This window comes from Kitasatospora sp. NPDC094015 (genome assembly GCF_040304075.1).
GTDB lineage: Bacteria > Actinomycetota > Actinomycetes > Streptomycetales > Streptomycetaceae > Kitasatospora.
The window spans coordinates 399,399-417,846 of sequence record NZ_JBEOUL010000002.1; the positions used below are offsets into that span (position 1 = coordinate 399,399).

Genomic DNA, 18,448 nt, shown 5'->3' on the forward strand with positions numbered 1-18,448 from the left:
CGCTCCAGGAGGAATCAGGATGAACGGGGACGTCGCAGACCGGCCGAACCTGTCCTTCGGCCAGGCGGAGGAGCCGGGCACCGGCACCCCGTACGCCCGCTACGTGCACCTCGACCTGCTGCACAGCCTCCAGCAGCCGCGCAGCAAGGTGCCCGCCGAGTACTCGTTCATCATCAGCACCCAGGTGATGGAGCTGCTCTTCGACCTGCTGCACCACGAGTGGACGGCCGCCCAGCACGCGCTGCGTGAGGACGACCTCACGGCCGCGCTGGCCGCGCTGCGCCGGGGCACCCACGTCCAGGACGTGCTGGTGGCCTCCTGGGACCTACTGGCCACCATGACGCCCGCCGAGTTCAACGGCTTCCGCTCGGTGCTCGGCGAGGCCTCCGGCTTCCAGTCCTCCGCCTTCCTGCGGCTGGAGTTCCTGGTCGGCAACAAGAGCGGCTCGCTGCTTCGGATGTACCAGGACTCACCGGCCACCCACGCCGAGCTGACCGCCGCACTGCACGCCCCCAGCCTGTACGACGACGCGCTGGCGCTGCTGTCCCGGCGCGGCGTCGCGGTGCCGCACGAGCCCGTCCCCGCCCGGCACCGGCCCAGCGAGGAGGTCGAGCAGGCCTGGTTCGAGGTCTACCGCAACCCGGAGCTGGCCGAGCAGGCCCGGCTCGGCGAGGCCCTGCTGGACACCGCCGAGCGGGTCACCCGCTGGCGCCAGCGGCACCTCGCGGCGGTCAAGCGCTCGATGGGCAGCAAGCCCGGCACCGGCGGCTCCAGCGGCCTGACCTGGCTGAAGCAGGCGGCCGACCAGGACGTCTTCCCGGAGCTGTGGACCGTACGGAACGCCCTGTGACCCGCACCCGGGCCGCCTGCGCCGCCCTGGACGCCGCCGACCCGCTGGCCGCGCTGCGCGCCGAGTTCGCGCTGCCCGCCGGCGTGCTCTACCTGGACGGCAACTCGCTCGGCGCGCTGCCCCGCGGCACCTCCGACCGGGTCCGCCGGATGGTCGAGCGGGAGTGGGGCGACGGCCTGATCCGCAGCTGGAACGAGGCCGGCTGGTACGAACTGCCGCAGGGCCTCGGCGAGCGCCTCTCGCCGATGCTCGGCGCCGCGCCCGGCCAGGTGGTGGTCTGCGACTCCACCTCGGTCAACCTGTTCAAGGTGCTCGGCGCCGCGCTGCGGCTGCGCCCCGGCCGGCCCACCGTGCTCGCCGAGCGCGCCGCCTTCCCCACCGACCTGTACATCACCGAGGGCGTCACCTCGCTCGTCGACGGCGTGCACCCGACCCTGCTGGCGGGCGCCGCCGACCTGGACCGGCTGCTCGACGAGCAGGTGGCCGCCGTGGTGCTCTCGCACGTCGACTACCGCACCGGCGAGCTGCTGGACATGGCCGCGATCACCGAACGGGTGCACCGGGCCGGGGCGTTGATGATCTGGGACGTCTGCCACAGCGCCGGTGCGATGCCGGTGGAGTTCGACCGCTGCCAGGTCGACTTCGCCGTCGGCTGCACCTACAAGTACCTCAACGGCGGCCCCGGCGCGCCCGCCTTCCTGTACGCGGCCGAACGCCACCAGGCCGCCGCCCGGCAGCCGCTGAGCGGCTGGTTCGGCCACGCCCGGCCGTTCGCCTTCGAGCCCGGCTACGAACCCACCGAGGGCATCCGGCGGTTCCTGACCGGCACCCCGCCGCTGCTCGGGATGGCCGCGCTGGAGGCCAGCCTGGACGTCTGGGAGAAGGTCGACCTGGCGGACGTCCGGGCCAAGAGCCTGGCGCTGAGCGGCCTGTTCCTGGAGCTGGTCGAGCCGCTCGGCCTGGCCTCGGTCACCCCGGCCGAGCCGCACCGCCGCGGCAGCCAGGTCTCGCTGCGCCACCCGGACGGGTACGCGGTGATGCAGGCGCTGATCGCGCGCGGGGTGATCGGCGACTTCCGCGCCCCCGACCTGCTCCGGTTCGGCTTCACCCCGCTCTACCTGTCGTACGCCGACGTCTGGGACGCCGCCCGGCAGCTGTCCGAGGTGCTGGACACCGGCGAGTGGCGCGAGGAGCGGTTCAGCCGGCGGGTGGCGGTGACGTGAACGCGTTCTCCAGGGACTCCCAGGAGAGCGGCCGGGCGGCCGGGATCCGGGTCTCGTGCGCGACCTGCACGATCCGCACCGCCAGCCGGTGCACCGTCAGCTCGTACTGACCCCGGCCCCGGCCGGTCCGCAGCAGCGTGTACAGGCCGCCGGCCTGCGCATCGGCGCCGGCCACGCCGTGCTCCAGGCCCAGCCGGCGGGCCGGCTCCGGCAGCAGGGCCGGCTCGGTCGGCAGCCACTGCACCGGCACGATGCCGCTGGACCAGCCGCCGGCCGCCCGCGGCGAGCGCTCGGCCCGCCGGGCGAAGCCGTACCACTCGCGGCCGCAGCGCTCGTCGGCGAAGTAGCGCGGCGAGCAGAGCGGCACGAAGACCCGGCAGCCGGCCAGCGCCTCGGTGATCTGCCAGCGGGCCCAGCTGTCCAGCTCGGCGCCGCGGTCGGCGAACCCGGCCGGTACCGCCGCGGGCAGGTCGGTCAGTTGCAGCACCTCCTCGCTCAGGTCGTCGAAGAGCTGCTCCACCCAGCGGTCGGCGCCCGCGGACCGCGAGTAGCTCAGGAAGAAGTACGGCCGGGGCGTCTCCAGCGGCTGGGTCTCCCGGCGCCGGCCGCCCGCGTGCGAGGGCGGGCCGGCCACCGGCCCGCGGCCGATCGGCAGCGCCGCGTTCCGGGACAGCGGGAAGGACCGCCCGCCCTCCGGCTCCCGCACCCCGAAGGACGGCGCCGGTTGCTCGAACAGCGCCAGCGAGATCACCTGACTGGCTGTCAGTTCTCTGGTCAGGCCCGGGTCGCCGAGCCGCAGGGCGGCGGCCAGGCAGCCCGCCACCGAACGCTCCGCGGCGTCCCGCACCCCCATCACCAGGTGCCCGTCCAGCTGGACGGCCGGGGTCGGCGCCGGCTCCGCGGAGGGCTCCGCGAAACCGTCCAGGATCAGCAGCCGCTTGGTCGCCGCCGCGCCCGCCACCAGCCCCGCCACCGCCTGCCAGCCGACCGCGCCGGGCCGCTCCACGGCCGGCTGACCCGGCTCCGCCGCCACCGTCGGCGCCGGACCGCCGAGGTGCACGATCAGCGCGTCCTCGGCCTCCTGGGCCGCCCGCCGCAGCGCCCGCAGGAAGCCCTCCGGGTCGTCCTCGCCGAGCCAGATGTGCCGCCGGTCCAGCCCCACCAGGTACGGGTCCGCCAGCGCCTCGGCCAGCCCCGCCAGCTCGCGCAGCGCGCGGTACTCGTCCGGGCGGCGCGGCTCCGCCGGATCCGGCCGGGAGGTGGTGAGCAGCAGCACCGCCCGGGAGCGCTCCGGGTCCGGCAGGCCCTCGGCCGCGGCGGCGACGACCGGCGGGTGCGGCGCCCGACCGGGCACCGGGCCGCCCCGGTCGGCCCCACCCGGGCCACCGCCGGGGCCCGCACCGGGGCCGGGGCCACCGGTCCGCTCGCGGGCCGGGGCGGGCGCCTCGAACGGCCGCAGCTCGGTGCCGCCGTGCGCGCCCAGCAGTTGCAGCGCCTCCGGATCGACCAGCGCGAACGGACGCTGCTCCAGCAGGGCCGCCACCCCGCCCCGGTCGGTCGGGGCCAGCGCCGGGAACCCGGCCCGCTCCGCCGACGCGCGCCGCGAGGTCTCGGCCAGCTCGCCGCCGATCCGGGTCAGCAGGTCGACCGCCTGGTGCGCCGTGGAGCGCGGCACGGTGCCCAGCAGCACCTCCCGCACGCCGGGCCGGAAGTCGAAGTAGCCCTGGCGGCCCGGCTGTTCCCGCAGCAGCCCGCTGACCACGATCTCGGCCAGGTGCTGCGGCTGCGGCCGGGCGAAACCGGCCCGCTGGAGCAGCCGCATCACCGGCAGCGCCGGCGTGGTCAGGGCGGTCAGCCCGGCCAGCGCGAAGGCCTCCCGGGACGCCGTCGAGCGGAACCTCAGCACCAGCTCCTCGGCCGTCAGCTGGTCCGGCTCCGGGCCCTGCTCACCGTCGGCCGCGCACCGGTCGGCGCCGACCATCAGCGCCGCACCGAACACCCGTCCACCGGTCGGACTGCCCACCAGCTGAGCCCAGTTGGCCAGCCAGCCGGCCGAGGGCTCCAGCACCGGCAGCGCCACCGTGCCCGGCCCGCGCACCGCGCCCACCGGCGCGAAGCCGTACCCCACGGCCGGCTGGCCGGCCTCCGCCGCGGTGAACTCGCCGGCCGCGGCCGGCACCGCCGCCAGCGGCCAGAGCCGCTCGGGCAGCGGCTGGACCACCGCGACCGGCACCCGGCGGGCCAGGCCCAGCAAGGTCCGGTGCCAGCGGTCGCCGGCCGCCCCGGGCCGCCACTGCGGCCCCATGCAGTCGCTCAGCACCAGGACGGCGCTGCGCCCGTCGGTCGGCCGGCACTCGTCGAGGGTGCCGGCGGCGTCGAGCCGGGCGGTGACCACCGTGCGGAACGCCCCGGTCTGCTGGAGCACCGCGCGCAGCTCCCGGGCGAGCGGGCGCCAGATCGCCATGGTGGGGCCGCAGTCCAGCACCAGGTGCACGTCGAGCCAGCGCTCGGTGTCCGGGCGCAGCACCGGCAGCCAGCGCAGCGCGGCGGGCTGGCGGCGCCCGTCGGGGCGCGGCGAGCGCAGCACCTCGGCGAGCCGGTCGGCGGTGGCGGCCTCGTCCAGCAGGCGCCGCCGCGGGTGCGGGACGCGCCGTTTGAGCGGGCGCAGCGCCCGCTGGAGCATCAGCGGGCGGGCCAGCATCGGCGGGCTGGCCGCGGCCACCGGCGCGGCGTCGGCGAGCCGGTCGGCGGGGTCGTCGGAGGGCAGGTGCAGGGCGGTCCTGGCGGGAGCGGACTCCTTGCCGCCGGCGGCCGTCCAGCCGTCGCCGCCGCTGCCCGCGCCGCCGCTGCCGTCCCGGTCCCGGCCGTCCTCGCCGGCCGGCGCGGCGTGCTCCGGCTCGGGGTCGGCGCCGGCCTCGGCGCTGCGGGCGGCCAGCCAGAGCAGCTCGGCCAGTTCGACCGGTCCGGGCTCGCCGAGGCCGAGGCCGGTCAGCAGGGCGGCCAGCCGGTCCAGTCCGCCGGTCTCAGAAGACATCGTCGTCCCGGCCCCGGCTCAGGTAGGGCATCACCTGGGCGGCCAGCGCCGCCCGGTCGGCGGCGTCGGCGAGTTCGGGCCGGGAGGTGAGGTAGATGGCGTTCAGCAGCTGGTCGGTGGCGAGTTCGCCCTCCTCCCGGCGGGCGAGGAAGACCTGCACCAGCTCGTCCACCAACTCGGCGTCGGTCTCCGGCAGGTGGGACTTGACGATGGCCTCCAGCTCGGGGCCCTGCGGCCGGCGCAGCTCCAGCACCACGCAGCGACGCAGGAAGGCCGCCGGGAACTCGCGCTCCGCGTTGCTGGTGAGCACGGTGAACGGGAAGGCCCGGCAGCGCACCCGGCCGCCGCGGATCGGCGCCCGGGTGCCGCCGTCGGCGGTCAGCACCCGGGCCTCGGGCTGCTGCGGGGCGGCGCGGACCAGCTCGTCGATCTCGTACTGGCCCTCCTCCAGCACGTGCAGCAGGTCGTTGGGCAGGTCCAGGTCGCCCTTGTCGATCTCGTCGATCAGCAGCACCCGCGGCCGCCCGTACGGGAGCAGCGCGGTGCCGAGCGGGCCGAGCCGCAGGTGCTCGTCCAGGTCGGAGGAGCGGGCGTCCGGGCCGGCCTGGTTGGCCGCGTAGAGCCGGGACAGCGGGTCGTACTGGTAGAGGCCGTCGCGCAGGCTGGAGCGGCTGGTGATGTTCCAGCGCAGCACCGGCCCGAGGCCGAGCTCGCGGGCGACCGCGTACGGCAGGCTGGACTTGCCGCCGCCGGGCGGGCCGGTGACCAGCAGCGGGCGGCGCAGGTGCAGGGCGGCGTTGACCAGTTCGACGGTCTCCCGGGTGGGGCGGAAGGTCTGCGCCCGGTGGCCGACCGGGGTCGGGCCGGCGCCGCCGGGGTCGCCGGGGCCGGCCGGCGGGGCGAGCACGGGGCCGCCGTCGAAGGCCCGCCACGGCGGCGGGGCGGGCAACTCGGCGATGCCGTCGTGGGGTTCGACGGCGCCACGGTAGATCCGCTTCAACGGCATGGGCATGTGCTCCTGGTCGGGTGTGCCATCACTGGTCGGCGTCCTGGGGTGCGGGTGCGGGCCCCTGGCGTCCGTCACGGGTCGGTGCTGCGCAGCGGCGGGGCGGTCGGGACGGTACGGAACGGGCGGGCCGGGCTGGGGACGACCTCCGGGTCCTCCCAGAGCAGCACCAGGTCGGCCGCCCAGTGCCCCAGAGGATCGTCACTCTCCTCGACCCGGTGCCGCAACTCCTTGACGCGGCGCGGCAGATCGGCCGGGCCGACATCGGCCAGTTCGGCCGCCAGGGTGGCGAGGAACCGCTCCCCCGGGCAGTCCCGGGCGGGGGTGTGCTCGGCGGTGCACGGGCAGCGGGCCCACAGCACGGCGGGCGCCCCGGCCTTGAGCGCGGCGGCCAGCAGCCGGTCGTACGGGGCGCCGCGCGGCGGCCCGGGGAAGGCCGGCAGCTCGGTGCGCTCGGGCGGGCGCAGGTGGTGGTAGAGCTTCTTGTGGTCCGGCGGTTCGGTGCAGCCGACCGGGTGCAGCCGGGTGGTCCGCCGGTCGCGGGTCACCGCCCACTTGCGCTCCAGCTGGAGCCGGTCGACCGGGTCGGCGCGGCGCTGCTGGTCGACCACGACCACCGCGTGGTCGGCGCCGAGCGGGCCGAAGTCACTGTCCCGGGCCCAGCCGTGGACGGACTCGGTGAGCAGCCGGCGCGGCACCGCGAACACCACCAGTTCGGCGCCGTCCGCCTCCAGCCGGCCGAGTTCGTGGTCGATCCGCTCCCGGACGAACCGGCGGATGCCCGGGCCGAGCCGCAGCGCCGCCCGGCTGTGCGGGTCGACCGGGCGCCCGGAGCGGACGGCGGAGACGGTGACGTGGTACATCGCCCGGCCGGCGCCGCTGGGGGTGATCTCGACCAGGATCGGGCGCCAGGGCTCGGGCCGCCGGGCCGCGGTGGCGGGCGGCGGACCGGGCACGGACGGGGCCGGCGGGGTGGGCGCGGCCGCCGGCGGGGTGCGCCGGACGGGCGGTGCGGGCGCGGGCGAGAGCCCGCCGGGGGCCCAGTCGTCGAGCCAGCCGCGCAGTTCGGTGCCGAGCGGGCCGGCCCCCGCCGCCTCGGCGGTCCGCGCCACGAAGGCCAGCACCGGGTGCGCCCGGCCCGGCTGCGCGAGGGTCTCGGTCAGCAGGTACCAGCAGGCCTCCCAGAGCGTGCCCGGTCGGCTCGGCGGCTCCAGGCAGCCGAGCGGGCCGACGGCGGCGCGGTACAGCTCCAGCGGGTCGGCCGGTGGCACCTCACCGACCAGCAGCAACCGCAACTCCCGTACCGCCGGGGCGGGTAGCGGCAGCCCGGGCAGCCGGTCGGCGAGCTGCGGCACGTAGCCGGCGATCACCTCGCCGGGCAGCATCCGGCCGAGCCGCACCGACGGCCGGCCGCGGTCGCCGGGGCTGCGCACGATGCCCACGGTGTCCTGGGCGGCGGTGACCATGCCAACCACCTCGCCGGTGTCGGCGAGCACCACCGGGCCGCCGCTGAACCCCGGGGACAGCGGCATCCCGGTGCCCTCGTGCTCCAGTTGCAGCAGCTCGCCGCCGATCCGGAAGCCGCCCCTGGTCAGCCTGACCTCGCTGCTGAGCCCGCTGTCGTGGCCGATCGGGAAGCCGTAGGCGGTGAGCGGTTCGGGCCGGCGGGCCCAGCGGTGCGGGGGCGCGAAGGTCGCGGGCCCGGCGACCTCCGGCGGCACCGGCCGGTCCAGCAGCAGCACGGCCACGTCACCGCCGCCGGCCGGCCGGCTCGGCCAGGGGCCGCGCAGCACCACGGTGGCGGGCAGCGCCGGATGGTCGGGCCGGTTCACCAGCCGGACGCCGGCGCGCTCGGCGCCCCGCACCACGTGGGCGCAGGTGAGCACCTCGCGCTCGGAGATCAGGATCCCGGCCCCGACGGTCGGGGCGGCCTCCTCGGTGTCGATCCTGGCCAGCCAGCGGACTTCCGGCATCGGCGGGCTCAGGGCCGGTCCGCTGCGCCCGAACTCCCGCTCCCCCAGGTGAGTCTGACGGTCAGGTGGGCCTCGCCGCCGGTGCGCGCGATCAGGGCGCCGGCCTCCGCGGTGAGCCGGACACCGAACTCGATCTCCACGCCGTCCGGTCGCAGGCTGTCGTCACGGAAGACCGCGAGCGCGGACCGGGCGGCGGCGCGGACGCCGTCCAGCGCCTGTTCGAAGCCGGCGGTGGCCTGGTGGACCGCGGCGTCGGTGCCCCGGCCGACCGGCTCCATCCCGTACGGGCCGCTGTCCGCACCGGAGTTGCCGGATCCGGGGTCCGCGGCCGTCTCGACGCGCACCACGGCGCCCTCGGCGGTCAGGAATTCGATGCGCTCCGGCACGGCACGCCCCCCAGGGATAGCTGTGATGGTCCTACCAGGCCTGTGGCGGTCGTTGCACAGCTTGCACCCGCCGGCGAGCGCTCAAACCCGATCGGGGTGTGATCAGTCTCGCTCTTGTTCACAGGACATGACAGTAGGACAGCAACTACCGTCGGCACCATGGGACCTCTGGAGCCTGACCCCGCCGAACTCCTCGTCGGCCTCGTGGTGTTCTTCCTGATGTTCGCCGTCCTCGGCAAGGTGCTGCTGCCCCGCGTGGAGCGGATGCTCACCCTGCGCCGGGACGCCACCGAGGGCCGGCAGGAGCGCGCCGAACAGCTGCGCGCCGAGGCCGAGGACACCCTCGCGGCGCTGCGGCACGAACTCGACTCCGCCCGGCACGAGGCGGCCCGGATCCGCCAGGAGGCCACCGAGCAGGGGCTCGTCCTGATGGCCGAGATCCGCGCCGAGGGCCGGCGTGAGTGCGCCGCGCTGCTCGCCGACGCGCGGGCCGCGATCGCCCGGGACCGCGCCCTCGCCGAGGCCGAACTGCACGGCGAGGTCGGCGACCTGGCGGTGGAGCTGGCCGGCCGGGTGGTCGGCGAGCCGCTCTCCGGCATCGCCCAGCAGCGGCGGATCGTCGAACGGTTCCTCGCCACCCGTACGGCCTGAGGCCGGCCCGGCGAGCTGCGCCGGACCGGCCCCGTGGTCACCGGGCCGCGGTCAGCTGTGCCGGCCCTTGCGGCGCCAGGCCAGGAACAGCGCCGTACCGCCGGCGATCAGCAGCCCTCCCGCGGCCGCCCCGACCGGCAGCAGCCGGGCGGTGCCGGTCGTGGGCAGCGGGTCGTGCGTACGGCTGGCGGACGGGCTCGGCGCCGGCGCGGTGGTGCTGTGGCTCGGGTGCGGGCGCGAGCTGCTGGCGGAGGGCGACGGCGAGGCGGACTCCGACTCCGACTCGGACGGGCTGGGCGAGGGGGACGGGGAGCCGGAGTCCGACTCGCTGGGGGACGGCGACGGGCTCGCGCAGTCCGGCAGGTCCCCGTTGAACGGGTAGTTGTGGATCTCCACCCCGGTCCGCGGCGAGTCGTGCACCAGGCTGCCGGCCAGGTAGACCCGGCCGTCCAGGCCCGGGGTGGACACCGTGGTGGTGCCGGCCGGGTTGCCGCCGAGCACCGAACCCTGGAACTGGGCGCCGCCGGTGATCATCGCGGTGCTGGCGGTCGGGAAGTTCCACATCAGCTTCGGGCCGAGCGCGGTGAGCTGGTCGCCGGGCAGCGCCGAGCCGGTGTTGGTGTTGATCAGCGCGTCCGTCGCGGTCAGGTTGACCAGCACGGTCGCGCCGGCCGGGATGCCCTTGAAGACCAGGTCGGCGGCGCGGTCCGCGGTGCCGATGCTGCCCGGCACCTCGAAGACCTGGCGCGCGCTGGTGCCGTCACCGGTGAAGGTCACGGTGAAGCCGTCCGTGCCGACCGTCCCGGTGGTGGCCGCCGCCGCGGCGCAGCCCGACAGGTCGGTGATCAGCGGGCGCAGGCGGGCGTACGGGTCGCTCGCCGTGGCGTCCTGGATCGACTGCCCGTTCGGCGCGATGTTCACGGCGCCGGTGCTGGCGCCGCGGTGGCGCACGTTGCCCCAGGCGGAGGGCGCGGCGGGGACGGCCGGGTCGCCCTCGCCGACCAGCAGGGTGGTCCCGGTCGCGACGGTGAGGCTGCCGCCGGTGGTGACGAAGTCCGTGCCGTCCGGCGGGGGCACCCGGGAGCCGACGCCGGCGGAGCCCATGTTGTAGACGCCGCCGCCGGTCTTGTCGACGCTGATGTCGCCGAGCGCCACGATCTGGCCCTCGGCCTCGGCCGCACGGCCGCGCACGCTGAAACCGCCGCCGGTGAACACGCTGATCGAGGCGTCCCGCCCGGCGAACGGCCCATTGTTGTGGCCGGGGAACGGGTCCGGGCAGGCCGGCCCGGTGCAGGCGCCGAGCGGCGGCGGCAGCGGCGCCGCACTGATCAGCGCGGCCGCGCCGAACAGCGGAAGGCTCAGCCCCGCGACCAGGGCGACCCGCCCCGGGGTGGTGATGCGGCGCCGCGGCGCGGCGGGCGTACGGGTCCGTGCTACCACGGCTGTCTCCGATCGGGTGGGGGTCGAACAGTGGACGCCACCACCCAAGACCGTCCGGACACCGACCGCCCCGCACCACGCTCCGGCCCCCGCCGGATTCATCCGGGCGGCCCCGTGACGGGCCGTCAGCTGCGCGGGGGCATCGGCGGGGGCGCTCACGGCCGGCCCGCCGCCGCGGCCCGCGCCCCCGCGATACCAGTCCCCGATGCGATCCGGGAACAGCCTTGGTGGGCAGGTAGGTTGGTACCCGTAGGAAGATGTCCAGGGGAGGAGCGGGATGCCGAACGGGACCGACCAGACGGCGCCACTGGCGATCGTGGCCACCACGGCGGAGGTGCTCGGGCACCCCGACGCCAGCAGGCAGCTGCTCAACCCGATCGAGCGGGAACGCGCCGACCGGTTCCGCAAGGAGTCCACCCGGCGGGACTTCATCGCCGCCCACATCCTGGTCCGGCTGTGCGCCGCCCGGCAGCTCGGCGTGAAGCCGGCCGAGCTGGCCTTCGAGCAGCACTGTCCCGGCTGCGGGCTGATCGGCCACGGCCGGCCCCGGCTGGCCGACCGGCCCGACCTCTGGCTGAGCCTCTCGCACACCGCGGGCGTGGTGGCCGCCGCGGCCGGCCCGGTGCCGGTCGGCATCGACGTCGAGGTGCTGGACCGGCCCGCGCCCGACTCCTCGCTGCTCGCCCGGGTGCTCACCGGCGCCGAGCAGGCGCAGGTCGCCGGGCACCCGGACCCGGGGCACGCCTTCCTGCGCCAGTGGGTGCGCAAGGAGGCCCTGGTCAAGATCGGCCGGGCCGACCTCGACTCGCTCGCCGGGATCGACCTCTCCGCCCTCCCCCCGGGCCTGCCGGACGGGCCGGCGACCACCGTGCACGCCTACCAGGACCTGTACGTCCTCGACCGCGCCGACCTGCTGCGCGGCGCCCTGGCCGCGGTGGTCAGCCCGGTGCCGGCGGTGATCGGGACGGCCTGACCGGGCACCCGCGGCGACCGGCCACCCGGCCCCCGGCGGGCCGGTAAGCGGGTGTTAGCGTCCCTGTGGTCCGCCGGGCGGGCCCCCGGTAGGCACTCCCGCACGCGTAAGGATTCCCGTCACCATGGCCAAGTTCCTGCTGAGCCTGCACGTCCTGGCCTCGGTCCTGTTCATCGGCCCGGTGGCGGTCGCGGTCAGCATGTTCCCGACCCGCGCCAAGGCCGCGCTGGCGGACGGCCCGGAGCGGGCGACGGCCGGCGCCTCGGTGCGGCTGCTGCACCGGATCACCAACGTCTACGCGCTGCTCGGGATCGCGGTGCCGGTGCTCGGCATCGGCACCGCCCAGGTGATGGGCATCATCGGGCAGCCCTGGCTGATCGTCTCGATCGTGCTCACCGCGCTCTCCGCCGGCACCCTGCTGCTGTTCGTGGTGCCCGCGCAGCAGGCCACCATCGACGCCCTGGACGCCGGCGAGCCGGCCGGCGAGGACCGGGACCGGGCCGAGCGCGGCCTGCGGCTGCTGCCGATGACCGCCGGGGTGTTCAACCTGCTCTGGGCGGTCGTGGTGGTCATGATGGTGATCCGCCCCGGTTCCACCACCGGCGCCTGACCGAGCTCCCTCCCCCACCCCGACGGGCCCCCACCGTGCCGACCGCACCCGTGATCCGCAGCGACCGCCCCGGCTCCTTCCCCTGGACCGTCTTCCACGAGCGGCACCCGGAGCTCATCCGCCGGGTACTGGCCGCCCTGCCGTACGGCCCCGGCGAGCGGGCGGCCCTGGAGCGGCTGCTCGCCGAGAGCACCGCCGGCGTCCTGGAGCCGCTCGGCGCGGACGCCCACGACCACGCCGAGTGGCTGGCCTGGGGCGAGGGCCTGTGGGGGCGGCCGTGGGGGCAGGCCCCGTTCCTGTGGGCCGAGAACTGGTTCCACCGGCGGCTGCTGGAGGCGACCGGGTACTTCCGGGCGGGTGCCTGGCAGGGCGTCGACCCGTTCGGCCCGTTCAAGGCCGCCGAGCTGGCGAGCCCCGCGGTGGACGAGGAGCTGGCCGCGCTCGGGGAGCTGCCGCCGCAGGACCGGGCGGACGCGCTGCTCACCTCGGCGCTCTGGGGCAACCGCGCCGACCTCGGCTTCCGGCTCACCGCGGACACCGCGGACACCGACGACGGGCCCCGCGCGACGGGGCTGCTGGTCGACCAGCGGGCCGCGCTGTGGGAGGTGCTGGACCGGGCCGGCGGCGGCCACCTGTGCGTGGTGGCGGACAACGCCGGGCGGGAGCTGCTGCCGGACCTCGCCCTGATCGACCACCTGCTGGCCACCGGCCTGGCCGGCTCGGTGGGCCTGTACCTCAAACCCCGGCCGTACTTCGTCTCCGACGCGACCACGGCCGATCTGCTGGCCACCCTGGAACGCCTGCGCGCCGGCGCCGGGCCGATCGGCGACCGGCTGTGGCAGGCGATGAACCGGGGCACCCTCACGGTCCGGACCCACCCGTTCTTCTGCGCGCCGCTGCCGTACCACGACCTGCCGGCCGACCTGCGCGCCGAGTTCGCCGGCGCCGCGCTGACCGTCCTCAAGGGCGACCTCAACTACCGCCGGCTGGTCGGCGACCGCGAGTGGCCCCCGACCACCGGCTTCGGCGCCGCCGTCGACCACTTCCCGTCCCCGGTCGCCGCCCTGCGCACGCTCAAGTCGGACGTGGTGGTGGGCCTGCCCGCCACCCTGGTCGCCGACCTCGACCGCACCGGCACCCCCTGGCGCACCGACGGCCACCACGCCGTCCTCCAGGTCCACCCGGGCTGAGCCCCGGGGGCTCACGCCTCGTCGTCGCGCTCCAGGACCAGCCCGGCCGATCCCCCGGTCAGCCCGACACCGGCCTCCAGGTGCAGGTGCGCACCGTCCGGGACACCGTCCCCGGCCAGGGTGACCAGGTGACCGGCCAGCGCCCGCAGGCCGTCGGCGTTCGCCTCGACGACGACCTCCGATTTCCCGGCGCGCACGGTGATCCGGGCCTGCGACGGCCGGCGGAACTCCGTCCGCACGGCGTCGGTCTGCACGGCCACCGTCCATCCGCCCGCCGGGGTGTCCTGCTGCTCCGCCATGGCGCCCATCCTGCCGGACCCGCCCCACCCGCCGTTCGGCGGCCCGGCGCTAGCCCGCGGCGGCCTCGCGTGGGTGGTCGGTGGCGCCGCGGACCTCCAGGCCGTCGAGCAGGCGGGCGGTGGCCGCCGCGACGGCGTCGACCGCCTCGTCGAAGACCGCCCGGTTGTGGGCGGCCGGGGCTCGGAACCCGGAGATCTTGCGGACGTACTGGAGCGCGGCGGCCCGGATGTCCTCGTCGGTGACGTCGAGGGACATCGGCGGCCTGAGGGTCTTGATGCTGCGGCACATGACTCCAGTCTGCGCCAGGCCGGGCAATCGGCGTGGCGGATCACGGCAAGGGAGCACGGCAACGGATCACGGCAGCCGCGGCAGCACCACCCCGGCCCGCTTCACGGCCCGCGCCACGATCGCGATCTCGGCCCGGTCCACGCCCAGCGGGCCGAGGGTCTCGGTGGTGAACCGGTACAGCCCGGCGTGGTCGGTGCAGAACACCGCGGCCATCAGGTTGGCCGGCCCGCTGGTGGCGAGCACGCCGTGCACCTGCGGGTGCCGGGCCAGCGCCTCCCCCACCGCGGCCAGCCGCCCGGGCGGCACGGCCAGCCACAGGTTGGCGTCGACCGTCATGCCGAGCAGCCGCGGGTCGACGGTGGCGTGGGTGCGTAGCAGGCCGCCGGCGGCGAGCCGGTGCAGCCGGCGGCGGACGGTCGACTCGGGGGCGTCGACCCGGGCGCCGAGCGCGGCGTGCGACTGCCGGGCGTCCTCGGCGAGGGCGGCCAGCAGCCGGTGGTCCAGCCCGTCCGGCTCCGGGGGCGCGGTGGTCGCCGGCGGCGGGGCGAGGGCCGCCTCCTGCGCCGGGGTGAGGTGGCCGGCGCGCCAGTGGCCGGCGTCCGCGAACAGGTGCAGCACGGCGTACGGGACGGTCTCCAGGACGGCGCCGGTGGCGGGCAGTTGGGCGTGCAGCAGGCGGTCGCGGGCGCCGCCGTCGCCGAGCACCACGGCGCCGATCTCCTGCCCGCCCAGCATCACGTCGACGAACGGCACGTCCGACCTGGCGGCCAGCGCGTGCGCGATGGTGTCGACCTTGCCCTTGAGCACCCGGACCCGCAGCAGCACCGCGCCCACCGCCGAGTCCCGGGCGTCCGGCATCAGCACCACCCGCACCAGCCCGGCCCCGGTGAGCCGGGCCAGGCGGCGGGTGACGGTGCGGGCGGAGACCCCGAGCACCTCGGCGATCCGACCGCTCTCGGCCCGGCCGTCGACCTGGAGCGCGCCGACCAGCCGCCGGTCCAGCTCGTCCAGCATCCCGGCTGGATCCGCCACATCCGTGTCCATGGTGTCCGATCTCCGCAGCTGCCGGGGCGAGGAGGGACGCCACCGGCCGGCATCACGATAGTCCTTGTCCGGCCGGAGGGACCGGGAGCACGAGCAGGAGGACGGACATGGACATCATCACCGGGCTGGTCGAAGCGGTGCACGAGGTCGGCGGACGGCTGGCCGGCAGCCAGCCCGCCGAACCGGTGCCCGCCGTGACGGTCGCCGAGGCGATGGCGGCCTTCGCGGCGGTCGACGGCCCGGCCGCCGGGCTGCTGCGCGAGCGGCTGCACGCGCTGCGCCCGCAGGCCGGCTGGTGCGAGGACGAGCTCACCGGCACCGTCCCCGCCGAGGGCGAGTGGTGGGTGTGCGACGCCACCGACGGCGCCGTGCAGTACCTGAGCGGCCTGCCGCACTGGGCGGTCACCGCCACCCTGCTGCGGGACGGCGAACCCGTCCTCGCCGTGGTGCACGCACCGCTCCAGCGCGCCACCTACACCGCCGCCCTCGGCGCCGGCGCCCGCCTGAACGGCCGGCCGATCGCCCCGCCCGCGCGGGAGCTGGCGGCGGCGGTGGCGGCCACCGGCCAACCGCCGCTACCGGCCCGGGACGCGGTGGCGCTGCGCCGGGCCGGTGCCTCGCTGTCCGCGGTGGCACCGCGGGTGCTGGCGGTACGGAACCTGGGGCCGACCGCGCTGCAGGTCGCCCAGGTCGGTTCGGGTCACCTCAGCCTGTTCTGGGAGTACGGCTCGGACGTCACCAACCTGCTGCCGGGCGCGCTGATCGCCCGCGAGGCGGGCGCCGCGGTGACCGACCCGCGCGGCCGGCCGTGGACGCCGCAGGCGGACGGCTTCGTGGCCGCCGCACCGAGCCTGCACCGGGACCTGCTGGCGGTGCTGGCCACCGTGGCCTGAGGCGCGGCGGGCCGCCGCACCTCGAGCCCCCGGGGTCAGGGCCCGGCCGGCGGCAGCCCGAACAGCCGGGCGGCGTTGTCGTGGCAGACCGCCCGGAGCCAGTCCTCGCCGAGCCCGAGACGGGCCAGCGCGTGCAGGGCGTGCGGGTAGCCGTACGGGATGTTGGGGAAGTCGGTGCCGAGCAGGATCCGGTCCTGCAGCGCTGCCAGGCGCGGGCGTTCGGCGGGCGGGAAGGGCGCGGTCAGCTCGGTGAAGTCGGTGAACACCATGGTGGTGTCCAGCCGGACGTGCCGGTGGCGCTCGGCGAGGTCCAGGAATTCGGAGTACTCCGGGAGCCCGAGGTGCGCGACGATCAGCCGCAGCCGCGGGTGGCGGGCGAGGACGGCCCCGATCGGGCCCGGCCCGGTGTGCTTGCCGGGCGCCGGGCCGGAGCCGCAGTGCACCACCACCGGCGTGCCGGACTCCGCGAGCAGGCCCCAGACCTGGTCCAGCAGCGGGTCGCCGGGGTCGTACCCGCCGACCTGGACGTGTGCCTTGAACACCCGGGCGCCCCGGTCCAGCGCCGCCGCCACGTACCCGCCGGCGCCGGGCTCGGGGAAGAAGGTCGCGGTGTGCAGGCAGTCCGGCGTCCGGGCGGCGAAGTCGGCCGCCCAGCCGTTCAGCCAGGCGGCCATCCCCGCCTTGTGCGGGTACAGCATCGCAGTGAACGCCCGCACCCCGAACTCCCGCAGCGTGTCGACCCGTTGCTGCTCGTCCTGGCGGTAGGCGATCGGCCACGGCCGCCCGGTCAGCGGGCCGGCCGAGTCGAAGTACGCCCACACCTTGGCGAGCACCCGCTCGGGCATGAAGTGGGTGTGCACGTCGACCAGGCCGGGCAGCCCCAACCCGCCCCAGAACGACCGGACTTCGGCGCGCTCCGGGACGGCCGCCGGCGTCACGGCCGGATCCGGCCGAGCACGGCCGCGGTGTCGACCCCGACCGGCAGGGTCCCGAAGGCGGCCCCGTGGTCGCCGCCGAGCCGGGAGGCGCAGAAGGCGTCGGCCACCGCCGGGTCGCCGTACCGGACCAGCAGCGAGCCCTGGAAGGCCAGCGCCATCGACTCCACCAGGCGGCGGGTGCGGTACTCGATCTCGGAGGTGTCGCCGAGCTGCTTGCGCAGCGCCGCGGCGGCGGCGTCGAGGCGGTGGTCGGCGCCGGCCGCGAGGTCGAGCTCCCCGAGCAGGGCCGCCACGCTCTCCGGGTTGCGGGCCATGGCGCGCAGCGCGTCCAGTGCGGCGACGTTGCCGGAGCCCTCCCAGATCGAGACCAGCGGCGCCTCCCGGTAGAGCCGGGGCATCCCCGACTCCTCGACGTAGCCGTTGCCGCCCAGGCACTCCAGCGCCTCGGCGGCGTGCGCCGGACCGCGCTTGCACACCCAGTACTTGGCGACGGCGAGGCCGAGCCGCCGGACCAGGGTCTCGTTCTCGTCGCCGCCGAGCGCCCGGTCGGTGGACTCCGCCAGCCGCATCGCGACCGCGGTGGCCGCCTCGGACTCCAGCACCAGGTCGGCCAGCACGTTGCGCATCAGCGGCTGGTCGATCAGGGCCGCGCCGAACGCCCGCCGGTGGGTGGCGTGGTGGACCGCGCGCAGCGCGCCGTACCGCATCCCGGCGGCGGCGCCGATGGTGCAGTCGAGCCGGGTCATGTTGACCATCTCGATGATGGTCCGCACCCCGCGGCCCTCCTCGCCGACCAGCCAGCCCACGGCGCCGTCGTACTCGATCTCGGCGGAGGCGTTGGACCTGTTGCCGAGCTTGTCCTTGAGCCGCTGCAGCAGCAGCCGGTTGCGGTCGCCGTCCGGGAGCACCCGCGGCAGCACGAAGCAGCTCAGCCCGCCGGGCGCCTGGGCCAGGGTGAGGAACAGGTCGGACATCGGCGCGGAGGTGAACCACTTGTGCCCGGTGAGCCGGTAGCTGCCGTCGGCCTGCGGGGTGGCGGTGGTGGTGTTGGCACGGACGTCGGAGCCGCCCTGCTTCTCGGTCATCGACATGCCGGCGATCAGGCCGCGCTTGCCGTGCGGCTCGCGCAACCCGAAGTCGTAGGTGCGGGAGGCGAGCAGCGGCTCCAGCCGCTCCGCCAGGGCCGGGGTGGCGCGCAGCGCGGGGACGGCGGCGTAGGTCATCGAGATCGGGCAGGTGTGTCCGGCCTCGACCTGGCTCCAGACCAGGAACTTGGCGGCCCGCGCGGTGTGCGCGCCCGGCCGCGCGTCCTGCCAGGGCGCGGCGTGCAGGCCGTGCCCGACGGCGACCCGCATCAGCTCGTGCCAGTACGGGTGGAACTCCACCTCGTCGATCCGGTGGCCCCAGCGGTCGTGGGTGCGCAGCACCGGCGGGTTCTCGTTGGCCGCCCGCCCCCATTCGGCGGCCTGTTCGGAGCCGGCCAGCAGCCCGAGTTCGTGCAGCTCGGGCTCGACCCAGCCGGCGCCGGCCCGGTGCAGCGCCGCCAGCAGGGTCGGGTCGTCGGCGACGTCGTGGCCGTACGGGGCGGGCACCTGGTTGGTGACCTCGTGGGTGGCGGGCATCAGGCTGCTCCTCGGCTCATCGGGTGG

At 76.5% G+C, this 18,448-nt stretch carries 17 protein-coding genes; 7 read left to right on the forward strand and 10 right to left on the reverse strand.

What is annotated here, in order from left to right; translation table 11 throughout:
- Positions 1-19: 19 nt before the first annotated feature.
- On the forward strand, positions 20-850 hold the full coding sequence (locus ABT014_RS04120; RefSeq protein ID WP_350636808.1) for a tryptophan 2,3-dioxygenase: 831 nt from the start codon (positions 20-22) through the stop codon (positions 848-850).
- The gene (gene kynU / locus ABT014_RS04125) at positions 847-2,073 is read left to right on the forward strand and encodes a kynureninase (protein WP_350636810.1); all 1,227 of its coding nucleotides are present in this window, start codon (positions 847-849) and stop codon (positions 2,071-2,073) included. Before ABT014_RS04120 ends, kynU begins: the two co-directional genes overlap by 4 nt.
- On the opposite strand, the gene ABT014_RS04130 is transcribed toward kynU, so the two are convergent.
- From ABT014_RS04130 to ABT014_RS04145, 4 genes are all read right to left on the reverse strand, one after another.
- Positions 2,048-5,107, reverse strand: a complete 3,060-nt coding sequence (locus ABT014_RS04130) for a TIR-like protein FxsC (RefSeq protein ID WP_350636812.1) — start codon at positions 5,105-5,107, stop codon at positions 2,048-2,050. The genes kynU and ABT014_RS04130 overlap by 26 nt on opposite strands.
- The gene (locus ABT014_RS04135; protein WP_350636814.1) at positions 5,097-6,113 is read right to left on the reverse strand and encodes an AAA family ATPase; all 1,017 of its coding nucleotides are present in this window, start codon (positions 6,111-6,113) and stop codon (positions 5,097-5,099) included. Before ABT014_RS04135 ends, ABT014_RS04130 begins: the two co-directional genes overlap by 11 nt.
- A gap of 74 nt (positions 6,114-6,187) precedes the next feature.
- On the reverse strand, positions 6,188-8,086 hold the full coding sequence (locus ABT014_RS04140; RefSeq protein ID WP_350636816.1) for a VMAP-C domain-containing protein: 1,899 nt from the start codon (positions 8,084-8,086) through the stop codon (positions 6,188-6,190).
- Positions 8,087-8,094: 8 nt separating this feature from the next.
- On the reverse strand, positions 8,095-8,472 hold the full coding sequence (locus ABT014_RS04145) for a CU044_2847 family protein (protein WP_350636818.1): 378 nt from the start codon (positions 8,470-8,472) through the stop codon (positions 8,095-8,097).
- Positions 8,473-8,631: 159 nt separating this feature from the next.
- Here ABT014_RS04145 and ABT014_RS04150 point away from each other — a divergent pair, with 159 nt between their 5' ends.
- Positions 8,632-9,123: a F0F1 ATP synthase subunit B family protein gene (locus tag ABT014_RS04150; RefSeq protein WP_350636820.1), complete on the forward strand. Its 492-nt coding sequence runs from the start codon at positions 8,632-8,634 to the stop codon at positions 9,121-9,123.
- Between the two features lie 51 nt (positions 9,124-9,174).
- Here the strand turns inward: ABT014_RS04150 and ABT014_RS04155 are convergent, their stop codons facing one another.
- Entirely contained in the window at positions 9,175-10,563 is a 1,389-nt protein-coding gene (locus ABT014_RS04155; RefSeq protein ID WP_350636822.1) for a choice-of-anchor A family protein, read from the reverse strand.
- A 277-nt stretch (positions 10,564-10,840) separates the two neighbouring features.
- Here ABT014_RS04155 and ABT014_RS04160 point away from each other — a divergent pair, with 277 nt between their 5' ends.
- The 3 genes from ABT014_RS04160 (at position 10,841) to ABT014_RS04170 (ending at position 13,336) form a co-directional block, all read left to right on the forward strand.
- A complete protein-coding gene (locus ABT014_RS04160; RefSeq protein ID WP_350636824.1) occupies positions 10,841-11,536 on the forward strand; it encodes a 4'-phosphopantetheinyl transferase family protein in 696 nt (231 codons plus the stop codon).
- A 124-nt stretch (positions 11,537-11,660) separates the two neighbouring features.
- Positions 11,661-12,146: a DUF2269 family protein gene (locus tag ABT014_RS04165; RefSeq protein ID WP_350636826.1), complete on the forward strand. Its 486-nt coding sequence runs from the start codon at positions 11,661-11,663 to the stop codon at positions 12,144-12,146.
- Positions 12,147-12,181: 35 nt separating this feature from the next.
- Positions 12,182-13,336 (forward strand): damage-control phosphatase ARMT1 family protein, encoded by a 1,155-nt coding sequence (locus ABT014_RS04170; RefSeq protein WP_350636828.1) that lies wholly within the window; start codon positions 12,182-12,184, stop codon positions 13,334-13,336.
- Between the two features lie 11 nt (positions 13,337-13,347).
- Here ABT014_RS04170 and ABT014_RS04175 read toward each other — a convergent pair whose 3' ends face one another.
- The 3 genes from ABT014_RS04175 to ABT014_RS04185 form a co-directional block, all read right to left on the reverse strand.
- On the reverse strand, positions 13,348-13,635 hold the full coding sequence (locus ABT014_RS04175) for an Imm32 family immunity protein (protein WP_350636830.1): 288 nt from the start codon (positions 13,633-13,635) through the stop codon (positions 13,348-13,350).
- A 49-nt stretch (positions 13,636-13,684) separates the two neighbouring features.
- Positions 13,685-13,924, reverse strand: coding sequence for a DUF2277 domain-containing protein (locus ABT014_RS04180; RefSeq protein ID WP_350636832.1), 240 nt, complete (start codon positions 13,922-13,924; stop codon positions 13,685-13,687).
- A gap of 66 nt (positions 13,925-13,990) precedes the next feature.
- Entirely contained in the window at positions 13,991-14,956 is a 966-nt protein-coding gene (locus ABT014_RS04185; protein WP_350636834.1) for an Lrp/AsnC family transcriptional regulator, read from the reverse strand.
- Between the two features lie 119 nt (positions 14,957-15,075).
- On the opposite strand from ABT014_RS04185, the gene ABT014_RS04190 reads away from it, so the two are divergent.
- A complete protein-coding gene (locus ABT014_RS04190) occupies positions 15,076-15,861 on the forward strand; it encodes an inositol monophosphatase family protein (RefSeq protein ID WP_350636836.1) in 786 nt (261 codons plus the stop codon).
- A gap of 35 nt (positions 15,862-15,896) precedes the next feature.
- Here the strand turns inward: ABT014_RS04190 and ABT014_RS04195 are convergent, their stop codons facing one another.
- Both ABT014_RS04195 and ABT014_RS04200 read right to left on the reverse strand, forming a co-directional pair.
- Positions 15,897-16,799, reverse strand: a complete 903-nt coding sequence (locus ABT014_RS04195) for an amidohydrolase family protein (RefSeq protein WP_350636838.1) — start codon at positions 16,797-16,799, stop codon at positions 15,897-15,899.
- Positions 16,796-18,421: an acyl-CoA dehydrogenase family protein gene (locus ABT014_RS04200; RefSeq protein ID WP_350636840.1), complete on the reverse strand. Its 1,626-nt coding sequence runs from the start codon at positions 18,419-18,421 to the stop codon at positions 16,796-16,798. The genes ABT014_RS04195 and ABT014_RS04200 overlap by 4 nt, the downstream gene beginning before the upstream one ends.
- Between the last annotated feature and the right edge of the window lie 27 nt (positions 18,422-18,448).